This window comes from Nocardioides daeguensis (assembly GCF_019192965.1).
In the GTDB taxonomy this organism is placed as follows: Bacteria; Actinomycetota; Actinomycetes; order Propionibacteriales; family Nocardioidaceae; genus Nocardioides; species Nocardioides daeguensis.
Genome location: NZ_JAHTKU010000011.1, coordinates 237359 through 250713, shown reverse-complemented (window position 1 = coordinate 250713; position 13355 = coordinate 237359). Strand labels below are relative to the sequence as shown.

The following is a 13355-nucleotide window of genomic DNA, read 5'->3' as shown; positions in this document are numbered from 1 at the left end:
GTCGCTCACTACGATCGCCCCATGAGCGCCACCCTCGTTGCCAAGGACCTTGCCGGGGGCCACGCTCACCGCACCCTGTTCGAGTCCCTCGACCTGACGGTCGCGCCGGGCGACGTGGTCGGGGTGGTCGGCGCCAACGGCGCGGGCAAGTCCACCCTGCTGCGGATCCTGGCGGGCGACCTGGCTCCGCTCGACGGCGTCGTGTCGACCGCTCCTTCGGACGCGTTCGTCGGATGGCTCCCCCAGGAGCACGAACGGATCGAGGGCGAGACGGTCGGCGAGTACGTCGCGCGCCGTACCGGGGCCGCCGCCGCGACGGTGGCGATGGAGGAGGCCGCGGCGGCGCTGGGGAGCGGCGACGACTCGCCGGCCACGGCGGATGCCTACGCCCACAGCCTCGACCACTGGCTGGCCAGTGGCGCCCCGGACCTCGACGAACGGCTGGCACCGATGCTGGCCGACCTCGGCCTCGAGGTCGGTCCCGACGCCCTGATGACCTCCCTGTCGGGAGGCCAGGCGGCGCGCGCGGCGCTGGCGGTGCTGATGCTCAGCCGCTTCGACCTGGTGCTCCTCGACGAGCCGACCAACGACCTCGACCTCGCCGGACTGGAGCGCCTGGAGACGTTCGTGCGGGGGCTCCGGGCTGGTGTCGTGCTGGTCTCGCACGACCGCGAGTTCCTGTCCCGCGTGGTGACCCGCGTGGTCGAGCTCGACCTCGCCCAGCACCAGGTGGCCGTGTACGACGGCGGCTACGACGCCTTCCTGGAGGAGCGGGCCATCGCGCGGCGGCACGCGCGGGAGGCCTACGAGGAGTTCGCCGACAAGAAGGCCGACCTGGTCAGCCGCGCGCGGGTGCAGCGGGAGTGGAGCTCGCAGGGCGTGCGGAACGCGATGCGGAAGTCCCCCGACAACGACAAGATCCGACGGCGGGCGCAGTCGGAGTCCTCGGAGAAGCAGGCCCAGAAGGTTCGGCAGATGGAGTCGCGGATCGCGCGCCTGGAGGAGGTCGAGGAGCCGCGCAAGGAGTGGGAGCTGCGGTTCTCGATCGCCGCGGCGCCGCGGTCCAGCTCGGTCGTCGCCACGCTCGACGAGGCCACCGCCCGACTCGGCGACTTCACGTTCGGACCGGCCTCGCTCCAGGTCAGCGCCGGCGACCGCATCGGCATCGTCGGCCCCAACGGGGCAGGCAAGACGACGCTGCTACGGCTCCTCCTCGGTCGTCTCGCCCCGGCCACCGGCAGGTCGGGCCTCGGCGCCTCGGTCGCGATCGGCGAGATCGACCAGACCCGCACCGGCCTGGACGACGACCTGCCGCTCGGAGCCGCGTTCGAGGCCGCCATGCCTGACCTGGCGCCGGCCGACGTCCGCACCCTGCTGGCGAAGTTCGGCCTCAAGGCCGACCAGGTCACCAGCCTCGTCGGGCGCCTGTCCCCCGGCGAGCGCACCCGCGCCGCGATGGCGCTCCTGCAGGCCCGCGGGGTCAACCTGCTCGTCCTCGACGAGCCCACCAACCACCTCGACCTGCCGGCGATCGAACAGCTCGAGCAGGCCCTCGAGTCGTACGACGGCGCGCTGCTGCTCGTCACCCACGACCGTCGGCTGCTCGACAACGTCCGACTCGACCAGCGCTGGCAGGTCCAGGACGGGCGCGTCACCGCCACCCAGTTCGCCTGACCCGGTCGCCACGAGGCGACGAGCCGGGCCGGAGCCATCGGCCTCGCGGGGAGCGTTGCTCGGGCTCGCCCCCAGATCAGGCGCCCCCGTCTCGCGGGCTGAGTCGGGCCCGCCGGGCTCGCCGGTCCGCTCGACCGGCGAGCACCCAGTAGACCGACAGGAACAGGAAGGCCGCTCCCGGTCCGCCGAGCACGACGAACGCCACGGCCAGGCCGTCCCACCCGGTGACCTTCCGCCCGCGGGTGTCACGCGCGATGACCATGACGGTCAGCACCACGAACGCGGCCCCGAGCGTCCACAGCGCCCAGTCGAGCGTGGTGTCGGGACGGAGCGACCAGAAGGGCATGCGATCAGTGCGCCTCAGCCGAGCCCCGGTCCGGGCTGTCGGACTCCGAGAGGGTCACCTCGACCATCAGCTCGTCCGCGATCGCCTCGAGGGTGGCGCGCAGGTCCTCGATCCGGCTCCCCAGTGGTGCCTCGAGCAGCGCCTGCGCCTCGAACAGGTGCCCCCCGGCCATCGGCGCGTCCCGGACGTCGGTGACCAGGTCCCGGATGCTCACCTGCTCGCGGGCGAGCACGGCGGAGATCTCGGCGACGATGCCGGGGCGGTCGGCGCCGAGCAGGTCCAGGCTGAACCGGAGCCCGGGCCCGTCGGCCGGGGCGTCGGTCCGGGCGAGGGTCACCTGCAGGCCGACGCCCTCCAGGTCCGCCAGCTCGGCGACCAGCTCGTCGGCGCGCGCGTCCGGGACCTCCAGCAGCAGGATCCCGGCGAACTTCCCGGCCAGCCGCGCCATCTGGCTGCGGTTCCAGCTCGCGCCGTGCGCGTGGAGGCGGGCCGAGAGGTCGGAGACGAGACCGGGCCGGTCGTCGCCGATGCAGGTGAGCGTGAAGGTGGCCATGGACCGAGGCTAGGAGAAGGAAGGGGCCGCGCGGCACCCCCTCGGCGCCCTGTGCCGCGGAACGTAGGCTCAGGAGCACCCAACGTCCGCACCCGAGGAGGCGTCGTGTCGCCGAGTGGTCCTTCCCGCCCGGTCCTGCCCAAGCCGGGGCTGGCCGCCCTCAGCGCCACCGTCGCGACCGGCGTGCTCGGCGCGCTGGCCGCCGCGCCCGAGCGGGTGAACCGTGCCCTGCGCCGCCGCTACCCGACGGTGGCCGTGACGGGGATGACGGGGGTCGGGAAGACCCAGCTGGCCGACCGGCTCGCACGCCGCAGCCCGGCCGCCGACGCGGCGGAGGTGGGCTCGGCGGTGCTGGAGCGCCGTACCCGTCGCTCGCGCCGGCTGCACGGCTTCCGGTTCCTCGTCGTTCCCGGCGACAACGCCGCGACCCGCCTGGGTGCGCTCGACGAGGTGTTCCACGACGAGCCGGTCGACGGGGTGATCCACGTGGTGGCCAACGGCTACGCGACGCCCCGGCGTGCCGGTGGAACGACGGGGTCGGCGACCGCGTCGCGGGCCGACCAGCTGGCCGCCGAGCTCGAGGACTGGACGATCACCGCCCACCGGATCGCCTCGATGGCCGTACGCCGCCCGAAGCCGGTCTGGCTGGTCATCGCCGTGACCAAGGCGGACCTGTTCGCCGAGGACCTCGACGAGGTGGTCCGCTCCTACTCCCCCGGCAGCGGGTCACCGTTCGGCGACAAGGTCGACGAGCTGCGCGCCCTCGCGGGCGGTGCCCGGCTCTCAGTCGACGTGCTGCCCGTGTCGAGCGTCGGCGACAGCGCCCAGCTGACCACGAAGCAGGCGAACGCCTTGGTGGACAGGCTCGCCACCCGGCTGGCACAGCTCAGCGGCCACGTCTGAGCCGCCGCCTGGCCGACACCTCGGCGGGGCTCAGTGGCAGGGCGCGCCCTCGCAGCAGGGCCGGATGTAGCCGCAGCCGTCGCACCGCTCGTGGGACGTCTCCCACCGCATCAGGGTGCCGCAGTTCGGACAGGGGTCGGTCAGGTCGGCCACGGTCCGAGGGTAGGCCAGCGGCAGCCTAGGCTGCGGGACGTGGCGGAGGTGGCGGAGGTGGCCGAGGTGGCGGAGCGCGAGGACTACGACGTCTACGCCTTCGACGTGTTCACCAGCCGCCACGACGACGTCCAGGCCGGGCGCCTGGCCCGGGTGCACAGCCGGGTGCTGCTGTCGCGGGCGGAGTTCCCGCGGTTCGCAGACGCCTACGAGGTGGCCGCCAACCTGGCCACCGCGGTGCACGGCGGGATGCCGACAGCGGTCCTGCCCCGCTGGTAGGCAGGTCTGGACGCACGAAGGCCCCCGGCACCGAAGTGCCGGGGGCCTCGCGAGGCGTTCAGACGATGATCGTCAGATCGCGCGGACGTTCTCCGCCTGCGGGCCCTTCGGGCCCTGGGTGACGTCGAACTCGACCTGCTGGTTCTCGTCGAGCGACTTGTAGCCGTTGCCCTGGATGGCCGAGAAGTGGACGAAGACGTCCGGGGTGCCGTCGGCCGGGGCGATGAAGCCGAAGCCCTTCTCGCTGTTGAACCACTTGACGGTGCCCTGAGCCATGATTTTCTCCTTGGTTTTCGAGTTCCGACCCGGCGAGCTGCTGGGCCGATGGTGCTGAAGACATCCCTTGCCTGATGCCCAGCTGAACCGAATACCAAGAGCGACAAGATGTTCTGCCCCCACCGAGAGAGCAGGAGCGCTCCATGCGGAGCACTCTTCAACGAGACCAACACTAGCAGTGTGCAGGCGACCGGTGTGGATCGACGCGGCGTACGATCGGGATACAACCGGTGACCGGTTGCCGGACGAGGGAGCCGTACCCGGTGCGCGACAAGACGGCCACGAAGGATGTGGCCGTGATGGCGTGGTTGGTGCTGGTGCTCTCCGGGGTCCTCGAGGCGGCGTGGGCGACGGCCCTGGCGCGGTCCGAGGGGTTCAGCAGGCTGGTTCCGTCGGTGGTCTTCTTCGTCGCGCTGGGGGCCAGCATGGCCGGACTGGCGTACGCGATGCGCACCCTGCCGGTCGGGACGGCGTACGCCGTGTGGGTCGGGGTCGGCGCCGCACTGACCGTCGCGATCGCGATGGTGGGCGGCGAGGAGCCGGTGAGCGTGGTGCGGATCCTGCTGCTGGTCGGGCTGGTCGGGTGCGTGATCGGGCTCAAGCTGGCGCACTGACCGGCGCCGCCGCGCCGGTCAGCGACCAGGTCGCCAGGACGCGGCAGTCGCCCTCGGCGTACCGGTGCAGCTCGAGGCGCTCGGCCCGGGTCCGCAGCGGCAGGGTCCCGGCGAGGTCCGCGGTCACGGACGCGATCGACACGTCGCGGGCGAGGCGGTCCAGCGTGAGGTGGGGTACGACGTCCGCGTACTCCCCGGCGTACGGCGGGCAGTCCGGGAAGGCCTGCCACAGCGCCGCGGTGAGCGCGGCGAAGGGCGCGGCGGGCTCGGGCACGACGTGGACGATGCCGTCCGGGAACGCGGTGACCTCGTCGAGGTCGAACTCGAAGGCCGCCGTGGCGCGGGCGATCGCGGCCACCCGGGCGAGGTCCTCCTCGGACGGCGTCGGCAGGAACGGCGCCAGCGCCGTGATGTGGGCATGGGTGAAGGCCGGGTCGCGGGAGACCCAGGCGGCGTCGTAGTGCTCCCACCGGCCGCGGATGTAGCTCTCCAGCGCGGGTACCGGGACGACGAGCACGGTGTGGGCCACACGCGGACACTAGTGGCGCTCCGAGCGCGTGCGGTTCCCGGCGCCGGCTCGCTGGAGCCCTAGCGACACTCGGACGCCACCTGGGGGAACCATGACCGCGCACCCGCACGACCTGGAGGACACCGAGGAGCATGAGTGGGCGGGCCTGGTGCTCGTGCTCACGATGCTCGCGCTGGCCGGGCTGCTGGTGATGCTCTTCACCTGAGCGGACGACGGCGGGCGGACCCGACGGCGGTAGCGTTCGGCCCCATGAGCGCCCTCGCCGTACCCGACCCCGACGTCCGCTCGGCCGCTGCCGAGCGCCTGGCCGGGCTGGCCACCCCGACCGGGGCGCTGGGCCGCCTCGGCGAGCTCGGCGTGTGGGTGGCCGCCACCCAGGGCGTGGTGCCGCCGCGGCCGCTGGACAACGTGCGGCTGGTGATCTTCGCGGGCGACCACGGCGTGGCGCAGCACGGCGTCTCCGCCTACCCGCCGGCCATCACGCCGGCGATGGTGCGCACGTTCGTGATGGGCAAGGCCGGCGTCTCGGCGCTCGCGGCCGCCCACGGCGTCCATGTCCGGGTGCTCGACCTCGGTGTCGACGACGACCTCGACGGCGTCCCGGCCGACGTCCGGGCCCACAAGGTGCGGCGCAGCAGCGGCGCCATCCACGTCGAGGACGCGCTGAGCGCCGACGAGGCCGCCCAGGCGTTCGAGGTCGGCCGCACCGTCGCCCGCGAGGAGATCGCAGCGGGCGCCCAGCTGCTGCTGTCCGGCGACATGGGGATCGGAAACACCACGCCCGCCGCCGCCATGGTCGCGGCCGCGCTCGGCCTGCCCGCCGCCGAGGTGACCGGTCGTGGCACCGGCGTCGACGACGCCGCGCTGCGCCACAAGCAGGTCGTCGTCCAGCAGGCGCTCGACCGCGCCGGCGACCGGGTCGCCGACCCGATGGACGCCCTCACCGCGCTCAGCAGCGCCGACCTGGCCGCGACGGTCGGCTACCTCGTCCAGGCCGCCGAGAGCGGCGTCCCCGTGCTGCTCGACGGCCTGATGTCCGTCGCCTGCGCGCTTTACGCCGACCGGATCGTGCCCGGCGCCGCCGCCTGGTTCGCGGCCGGCCACCGCTCGACCGAGCCGGCGCAGGCCCTGGCGCTGGAGAAGCTCGGCCTGGAGCCGGTCCTCGACCTCGGGCTTCGCCTCGGCGAGGGATCCGGAGCCGTGGCTGCCGTCCCGGTGCTGCGCTCGGCGGTCGCGCTGCTGCGCGACGTCGCCCTGCTCGCCGACCTGATGCCGCCCGAGGAGTCGTGAGCGTCGCGGTCGTCGGCCGCAGCCTGCGGCTGTCGATCGGGATGCTGACGGCGCTGCGGGTCCCCGCGGTGCTGAAGGTCTCCCCCGCGGTGGCGACCGGCGCGATGCTGCTCGCTCCCCTCGCCGTCCTGCCGCTGGGTGCGCTGGTCGGGCTCGTCGTGTGGGCCGGTGGCCGCCTCGACCTGCCCGCGCTGGCCCTCGCCTTCGCCGCGCTGGCCGTGCTCGCCGTCGGCAGCCGCGCGCTCCACCTCGACGGGCTCTCCGACGTCGCGGACGGCCTCACGTCGTCGTACGACCGGGAGCGGTCGCTGGCCGTCATGAAGAGCGGTACGGCGGGTCCGGCGGGCGTCGCCGCCCTCGTCCTCGTGCTCGGGGCCCAGGCCGCCGCGCTCGCCTCGTCGGTGTCCTCCGGCGGCGAGGTGCGCTCCGCCGTCGTCGCCGGCTCCGCCGTGTGTGCGTCGCGGGCCGCGCTGTGGATCACGGCCTGCACGCTGGCTCCCCCGGCCCGGCCCGACGGGCTGGGCGTCACCTTCACCCGCCGGGTGCCGGTGGTGGTCACGGTCGTCGGCTGGGCGGGCCTGGCCGCGCTGGCCGCGCTGGTCGACCCGGTCCGCGGACCGGTGAGCGTCGCCGCGGCCGCCCTCGTCGTCGCCGCCCTGACCGCCCACGCCGTGCGTCGGTTCGGCGGGGTCACCGGCGACGTGTTCGGCGCCGGGATCGAGCTCGCGCTCGCGGTCCTGCTCGTCGGGCTGGCCGGAGCGTAGGCGTCGCTGTAACACGCTGTCCACCCGACTACTTGTCGCTGGTCAGCAGATTCGCCCGCAATATCGGCCCGATCCCGCTGACAACCGCCGACCAGACGGGTGGACAGCGTGTTACTTGAGTCCCGCGCAGGTCGAGGCCGCTAGAGCCGCAGGACCCGGCCGGCGATCACCAGGTGCACCTCGTCGCAGGCCGCCGCCACCCGCTGGTTGATGGTGCCGAGCAGGTCGCGGAAGAGGCGCGCCGACCGGTGCTCCGGTACGACGCCCAGGCCGACCTCGTTCGTGACCAGCACGACCTGCTCCGCCGTGCCTGTGAGGGCCACAAGGAGCGCGTCGAGATGTCCGAGGACGTGGGCCTCGACCTGCTCGACCGGGGCCTCCCACAGCCCGGCGTCGTCGATGACGCCGGTGAGCCAGGTCCCGAGGCAGTCGACGAGGACGGGCTCCGCGGCGGTGGCGAGCACGCCCGCCACGTCGCGGGTCTCCTCGGTGGACCAGGTGTCCGGCCGGCGGGCTCGGTGGACCTCGATGCGCGCGGCCCAGTCGGCGTCGTCGTACACCGGTCCGGCGGCGACGTAGGTGACGCCCGAGGCGTCGGCGAGCAGCAACTCGGCGTGCCGGGACTTGCCGGACCGGACGCCACCGGTGACGAGGACCTTCACGGGTGCGTTCACGGGAGCGTGAAGGCGACTTTGCGGGCCGCGAGGTCGGCGGCGGCGAGGGTGACGGCGACCTCCTCGCCGAGGGGCAGCGGCCGGGCGGAGGTGACCGGCGCCTCGACGCCGACATCGGCGAGGACCACGACGCCGGAGGTCGCCTCGTCGTCGCGGACGCTGGTGACGACGCCCGCGAACTGCTGGCCGACCCGGTCGGCGAGCACCGCGGCCTCGACCAGGTCGAGCACCGCACGCTGGTAGGAGCCGGCGCGACGCGCGGAGTCCTGGAGCGTCTTGGGCAGCCCCGGAAGAGCCGCGGCGACCCAGTCCGGAACCGGCGTGCCGGCACAGATCGCGAGGCAGACCTCGCCGGCGTACCGGTCGCCGAGGCGGCGCAGGGGCGCGGTGACGTGGGCGTACTCGGCGGCGATCGCCGAGTGCCGGGTCTGCTCGGGGAGCTCGCCGTCGAAGGCGGCATACCCGCTGCCGCGCAGCAGCCGGGTGCAGGCCACGACCATCGCCTGGTGTCGCGACAGCGTCGGGTCGAGCGAGCGGACGAACGCCGGGTAGTCCAGGTCCGGCGGCCACGAGATCCGCAGGCCCTTGGCGATGCGTCGCAGCCGGGCCACGTCACGCGCGTCGGCGGGCGGCAGGGTGCGCAGCATGCCGACCTTCGCGTCGACCATGAGCGACGCCGCGCCCATCCCGGTCAGCAGCGAGATCTGGGCGTTCCAGAGCTCCACCGGCAGCTGCTCGCGGAACACCAGCTCGAAGCCGCCGTCGGACTCGTCGACCTCCTGCTCGGGCAGCGGCAGCGAGATGCCGCCGCGGGCGACCTCCTGCTGCTCGCGCAGCGTGCCGACCTCGCGGAGCAGCTCGAGCACCTCACCGGCGGTGCCGTCGTCGAGCGCGGCCTGCGCGTCGACGTACGACCACCGGGCGGTCGAGCGCACCCGCGCCCGCTCGACGCGGACGTCGGTGGTGGCGCCGCGCCCGTCGACACGGATCGTCCACAGCAGGGCCGGGCGCACCTGGTCGGGCAGCAACGAGGCAGCCCCCTCGGAGAGGGCCGGCGGGTGCAACGGGATCCGGGTGCCCGCGCCGTACAGCGTCTCGCCGCGTTTGTTGGCCTCGACGTCGATCGGGTCGCCGGGCCGCACGAACGCCGCGACGTCGGCGATCGCGTAGTGCACGACGAACCCGTCGCCGTCGCGCTCGATGTGGACGGCCTGGTCGAGGTCCATCGAGCCGGCGGGGTCGATGGTGACGAACGCGAGGTCGGTGCGGTCCAACGCAGGGAGCTCGACGCCGGAGGCCGCGTGCTCGGCAGCGGCCGTCACGTCCGCCGGGAACTCGCCGGGGAGCTCGAGCTCCTTCGCGATGGCTGCCAGGCCCACCCCGATCACGGGGGAGCTCGCCCTGACCCGGACCACGAGGTTGCTCGGCATGCCCGTGACTTTATCGTTGGCCCCGTGCTGATCCTGTTGCCGCCGAGCGAGGGCAAGGCCGTTCCGCGGCGGGGCCAGCCGCTCGACCTCGCCGCGCTGTCCTCCCCCGCCCTGACCGGCGCGCGCCGCGAGGTGCTCGACGCCCTGGTCACGCTGTGCCGCGAGGACCCGGCCAAGGCGGCCGAGGTGCTCGGCCTGTCGGCCGGCCAGGCCGACCTCGTCGAGCGCAACGCCGGCCTGCCGGACGCGCCGAGCGCGCGGGCGGACCGGATCTACACCGGCGTCCTGTACGACGCCCTCGACGTCGCCACGCTCTCGGCCGCCGCCAAGCGTCGCGCGAGCGCGCGGGTCGCCGTCGCGTCCAGCCTGTTCGGGACGGTGCGGCTCGGCGACCGGATCCCGTCGTACCGGCTCTCGGGCGACGCGTCCCTGCCCGGCGTCGGCCCCGTGGCCGCGCTGTGGCGCGAGGCCCTGCCCACGGTGATGACCGAGGCGCTGGGGCGCGGGCTGCTGGTCGACCTGCGCTCGGGCATGTATGCCAACTTCTGGCGGCCCGGCCCCGAGCTGGCCACCCGGGTCGCGACGGTGCGGGTGCTGCACGAGCACAACGGCACCCGCAAGGTGGTCAGCCACTTCAACAAGGCCACCAAGGGCCGCATCGTGCGGGCGCTGCTCGAGGACGGCGCCGACCCGCGCACCCCCGCCGCGTTCGCCGACACGCTGCGCCGGCTCGGCTGGACCGTCGAGGTCGGCGCGCCCGGCAGGACCGGCACGCAGCTGGACGTGGTGGTCGGCGAGCTCTGAGGTCCGCGACTACCAGCGGCCGGTGTCGCGCAGGGTCCGGCGGCCGGGGGCGAGGGCGTTGAAGAACCTCATCGACCCCTTCTGCTCACCGGTTCCGGGGTCGGGGTAGAACGCGAGCACCGAGACGGCGGCGGGTGCGAGCTCCATCCGGAACAGCGTCTCCAGCGGAGCGTCCAGGGCGTGGGCGACCAGGGTCTTGATCGGCGTGACGTGGCTGACCAGGACGACGGTGCGCCCGGCATGGGTCTCGAGCAGCCGGGCCAGGCCGGCCAGCACCCGCTCCCGCACGACGACGAACGACTCGCCGCCCGGCGGTGCGGCGGACATGTCCGCGAACCAGGCGTCCAACCGCTCGCGGTCCCGCTCGGCGACCTCGGTGAAGCTCAGGCCGTCCCACTCGCCGAACTCCATCTCGGCGAAGGCGGGCTCCTCCTCGACCGCGAGGCCGAGGGCGGTGGCGACGATGTCGGCCGTCTCGCGGGTACGGCGGACCGGTGACGCCACGACGACGTCGACGCTGTCCTTGAGCTCGGTGAGCCACGCGGCGACCTCGGCGGCCTGGGCGCGACCCTCCTCCGAGAGCGGCGGGTTGTCGCCGCCGAGCCCCCCGGAGAACCGGCGGCCGGTCGTGTGCACGGTGACGCCGTGGCGCACCAGCACGATCGTCGTCGGCTGCCCGGGGACGAAGGAGGGCGACTCGGCCTCCTCGACCGCGGACTCCGGCTCGTCGGGGACGTGGTCCCCGGGGACGCTGACGCCCGACCGCCTGCCGTCGAGGGCCTCGTTGGCAAGCCGGTCGGCGTGGGCGTTGCGGGCGCGCGGCACCCAGGTGTACGTCGTACCGGCGGGCGCGAGGTCGCGCGCCTGCGCGGCGAGCACCGCCATGTCGGGGTGCTTGATCTTCCAGCGCCCGGACATCTGCTCGACGACCAGCTTGGAGTCCATCCGCACCTCGACGAGCGCGCCGGGCGCGTGCTCGGCCGCCAGGGCGAGGCCGGCGACGAGGCCGGAGTACTCCGCGACGTTGTTGGTCGCGATCCCCAGGGTGCGGGCGTCCTCGGCGAGGACGGCCCCGGTCGCGGCGTCGCGCAGCACGGCGCCGTACGCCGCCGGCCCGGGGTTGCCCCGCGAGCCGCCGTCGGCCTCGACGACGACCCGGTCGACCGGGCCGGTCGCAGCGGTCACAGGCCGCTCTCGGCAGTGCGGACCAGGATCCGCTGGCACTCCTCGTGGCGCAGCACCGTGTCGGCGGGCGTGGCCCGGATCTCGGCGAGCTCGCCGGCGTCGAGGGTGAGCTGGCAGCCGCCGCACTGGCGGGCGCGCAGGGCGCCGACGCCGATCCCGCCCTTGCTCGCCCGGAGCTTCTCGTAGAGGGCGAGCAGGTCGTCGGGGATCGCGCCTGCGATGTCGCCTCGGCCGGCGCTCACGGAGGAGATCTCGGCGTCGAGGGCGGCGACCTTCTCGTCGCGCGAGGTGGTCAGGGCGCCGAGCCGGGCGTCGATGTCCTCGATGGCGGAGGTGAGCTCGGCGAGCGCGGACTGCGCCTCCTCGAGCTGCTCCATCACCTCGAGCTCCTCGTCCTCCAGGGTCGCGATCCGGCGCTCCAGGGACTCCAGCTCGTGCTGCATCCGCTCGAGGGCCTTGGGGTCGCCGACGGCGCCGGAGTCCATCCGCTCCCGATCACGGGTACGGCGGGCCTTGACCTGCTCCACGTCGGCGTCGGCCTTCGCCTGGGCGGCGGCGAGGTCGTCGACGACGATGCGCTGGTCGCGCAGCCGCCCGTCGACGTCGACCCGCTTGCCGAGCAGGTCCTTGATCTCCGCGGCCTCGGCCGGGTTGTTGCGCTGGTGGCGCAGCTGGTCGACCTGGGCGTCGAGGGCCTGCAGGTCGAGCAGGCGGAGCTGGGCGGCGGGATCGGCGTTCACAGGTGCATTGTCCAAGGATCGGTGGAGATCGCACTCACCCGGGTCTCGACCGCGTCGCCGAGGGCATCGCGGAGCAACCCGTCGACCACCGGCAGCCAGGTCCACTCCGCCGCCCAGTGGGCCACGTCGACCAGCGCCGGGCCGCCCTTCTCGAGGAACTCCGCGGCCGGATGGTGGCGCAGGTCGCTGGTCACGTAGACATCGGCGTCGGACCCGGCGAGCCGGTCGAGCAGGAAGTCGCCGGCGCCGCCGCAGACCGCGACCCGCCGCACCGGGCGCTCGGGGTCGCCGGCCACCCGGACCCCGTGGTGGGTCGACGGCAGCGCGGCGGCCACCACCTCGGCGAACCCCGCCAGCGTCGTCGGCTCGACGCTGCCGATCCGCCCGGTCCCGACCTCGACGAGCTGCGGGTCGGCGACCTCGACGACGTCGTACGCCGGCTCCTCGTAGGGATGGGCGCTCAGCATCGCCCGGACGACGCCCGCCCGCCGCGACCGTGGGAGGACCACCTCGACCCGGACCTCCTCGACGGTCGCCAGCTCGCCGACGGTCCCGATCATCGGGGTCGCGCCGTCGAGGGGGCGGAACCTGCCCTCGCCGGGCGCGCTGGTGAAGGAGGCGAAGTCGTAGTCGCCGATCCGGCCGGCACCGGCCTCCGCGACCGCGGCCCGGACCGGGGCGGCGGCGTCGGCCGGGACGAAGACGGTGAGCTTGTCGAGGGGCTCGCTCGGCGCCGGGACGATGGGACGCAGGTCCTTGAGGCCGAGCGCGACGGCGAACGCCTCGGACACGCCGCCGACCGCCTGGTCGGCGTTGGTGTGGGCGGTGAGCAGCGCGCAGTCGGCCTTCGCCAGCGTGTGCAGGGTCCGGCCCTTGGGGGTGGTCGCCGCGACGCCGTGCACGCCCTTGAGGAAGAGCGGGTGGTGCACGAGCAGCAGGTCGGCCTTCCACTCGGCAGCCTCCGCCGCGACCTGCGGGGTGGGGTCGACCGCCAGCAGGATCCTCTTCACGGGTTGCTCGGGGTCGCCGTACACGAGCCCGACGGCGTCCCAGCTGTCTGCGGTCGCGGGCGGGTACCAACCGTGGACCAGGTCGACGACGTCCTTGAGCGTGGCCATGGCGGTCAGGCTACCGACGGGTG

General features: G+C 74.2%; 17 protein-coding genes and 1 riboswitch. Of the genes, 7 read left to right on the top strand and 10 right to left on the bottom strand.

Translation table 11 applies throughout. From position 1 onward, the window contains the following. The first annotated feature begins 21 nt into the window (after window positions 1–21). Window positions 22–1674, top strand: coding sequence for an ABC-F family ATP-binding cassette domain-containing protein (locus tag KU893_RS10535; RefSeq protein WP_218234293.1), 1653 nt, complete (start codon window positions 22–24; stop codon window positions 1672–1674). Between the two features lie 76 nt (window positions 1675–1750). Here KU893_RS10535 and KU893_RS10530 read toward each other — a convergent pair whose 3' ends face one another. Together KU893_RS10530 and KU893_RS10525 are read right to left on the bottom strand one after the other, a co-directional pair. After that, the gene (locus tag KU893_RS10530) at window positions 1751–2020 is read right to left on the bottom strand and encodes a hypothetical protein (protein ID WP_218234292.1); all 270 of its coding nucleotides are present in this window, start codon (window positions 2018–2020) and stop codon (window positions 1751–1753) included. Window positions 2021–2024: 4 nt separating this feature from the next. Next, complete coding sequence (locus KU893_RS10525; protein WP_218234291.1) at window positions 2025–2573, bottom strand: glycine cleavage system transcriptional repressor; 549 nt, start codon at window positions 2571–2573, stop codon at window positions 2025–2027. 105 nt (window positions 2574–2678) lie between these two features. Here KU893_RS10525 and KU893_RS10520 point away from each other — a divergent pair, with 105 nt between their 5' ends. Then, entirely contained in the window at window positions 2679–3476 is a 798-nt protein-coding gene (locus KU893_RS10520; protein WP_218234290.1) for an AAA family ATPase, read from the top strand. Between the two features lie 30 nt (window positions 3477–3506). On the opposite strand, the gene KU893_RS23215 is transcribed toward KU893_RS10520, so the two are convergent. After that, on the bottom strand, window positions 3507–3629 hold the full coding sequence (locus KU893_RS23215) for a hypothetical protein (protein WP_257441326.1): 123 nt from the start codon (window positions 3627–3629) through the stop codon (window positions 3507–3509). 39 nt (window positions 3630–3668) lie between these two features. On the opposite strand from KU893_RS23215, the gene KU893_RS10515 reads away from it, so the two are divergent. After that, window positions 3669–3908, top strand: coding sequence for a hypothetical protein (locus KU893_RS10515; RefSeq protein WP_218234289.1), 240 nt, complete (start codon window positions 3669–3671; stop codon window positions 3906–3908). A 72-nt stretch (window positions 3909–3980) separates the two neighbouring features. On the opposite strand, the gene cspE is transcribed toward KU893_RS10515, so the two are convergent. After that, window positions 3981–4184, bottom strand: a complete 204-nt coding sequence (gene cspE / locus KU893_RS10510) for a transcription antiterminator/RNA stability regulator CspE (RefSeq protein ID WP_218234288.1) — start codon at window positions 4182–4184, stop codon at window positions 3981–3983. A gap of 221 nt (window positions 4185–4405) precedes the next feature. Further along, window positions 4406–4470: riboswitch (guanidine-III (ykkC-III) riboswitch) on the top strand. 13 nt (window positions 4471–4483) lie between these two features. Here cspE and KU893_RS10505 point away from each other — a divergent pair. Next, window positions 4484–4798 (top strand): DMT family transporter, encoded by a 315-nt coding sequence (locus tag KU893_RS10505; protein ID WP_218234376.1) that lies wholly within the window; start codon window positions 4484–4486, stop codon window positions 4796–4798. Here the strand turns inward: KU893_RS10505 and KU893_RS10500 are convergent. Continuing rightward, window positions 4782–5327 (bottom strand): 2'-5' RNA ligase family protein, encoded by a 546-nt coding sequence (locus KU893_RS10500; RefSeq protein WP_218234287.1) that lies wholly within the window; start codon window positions 5325–5327, stop codon window positions 4782–4784. The genes KU893_RS10505 and KU893_RS10500 overlap by 17 nt on opposite strands. Window positions 5328–5576: 249 nt before the next feature. On the opposite strand from KU893_RS10500, the gene cobT reads away from it, so the two are divergent. Next, a complete protein-coding gene (gene cobT, locus KU893_RS10495) occupies window positions 5577–6617 on the top strand; it encodes a nicotinate-nucleotide--dimethylbenzimidazole phosphoribosyltransferase (protein ID WP_218234286.1) in 1041 nt (346 codons plus the stop codon). Beyond that, a complete protein-coding gene (locus KU893_RS10490) occupies window positions 6614–7381 on the top strand; it encodes an adenosylcobinamide-GDP ribazoletransferase (protein ID WP_257441327.1) in 768 nt (255 codons plus the stop codon). Before cobT ends, KU893_RS10490 begins: the two co-directional genes overlap by 4 nt. 140 nt (window positions 7382–7521) lie before the next feature. On the opposite strand, the gene cobU is transcribed toward KU893_RS10490, so the two are convergent. Next, complete coding sequence (gene cobU, locus KU893_RS10485; protein WP_257441328.1) at window positions 7522–8055, bottom strand: bifunctional adenosylcobinamide kinase/adenosylcobinamide-phosphate guanylyltransferase; 534 nt, start codon at window positions 8053–8055, stop codon at window positions 7522–7524. Then, window positions 8052–9485, bottom strand: a complete 1434-nt coding sequence (locus tag KU893_RS10480; protein ID WP_218234285.1) for an RNB domain-containing ribonuclease — start codon at window positions 9483–9485, stop codon at window positions 8052–8054. Before KU893_RS10480 ends, cobU begins: the two co-directional genes overlap by 4 nt. 24 nt (window positions 9486–9509) lie before the next feature. Between KU893_RS10480 and yaaA the strand changes: the two genes are divergently transcribed. Next, the gene (gene yaaA, locus KU893_RS10475) at window positions 9510–10289 is read left to right on the top strand and encodes a peroxide stress protein YaaA (protein WP_218234284.1); all 780 of its coding nucleotides are present in this window, start codon (window positions 9510–9512) and stop codon (window positions 10287–10289) included. Between the two features lie 9 nt (window positions 10290–10298). On the opposite strand, the gene KU893_RS10470 is transcribed toward yaaA, so the two are convergent. The 3 genes from KU893_RS10470 to KU893_RS10460 are packed head-to-tail and all read right to left on the bottom strand — an operon-like array spanning window position 10299 to window position 13332. Then, a complete protein-coding gene (locus KU893_RS10470) occupies window positions 10299–11474 on the bottom strand; it encodes a bifunctional RNase H/acid phosphatase (protein ID WP_218234283.1) in 1176 nt (391 codons plus the stop codon). Further along, window positions 11471–12214, bottom strand: coding sequence for a zinc ribbon domain-containing protein (locus KU893_RS10465; RefSeq protein WP_257441330.1), 744 nt, complete (start codon window positions 12212–12214; stop codon window positions 11471–11473). Before KU893_RS10465 ends, KU893_RS10470 begins: the two co-directional genes overlap by 4 nt. Next, window positions 12211–13332, bottom strand: coding sequence for a Nif3-like dinuclear metal center hexameric protein (locus KU893_RS10460; protein ID WP_218234282.1), 1122 nt, complete (start codon window positions 13330–13332; stop codon window positions 12211–12213). The genes KU893_RS10465 and KU893_RS10460 overlap by 4 nt, the downstream gene beginning before the upstream one ends. Window positions 13333–13355: the final 23 nt, after the last annotated feature.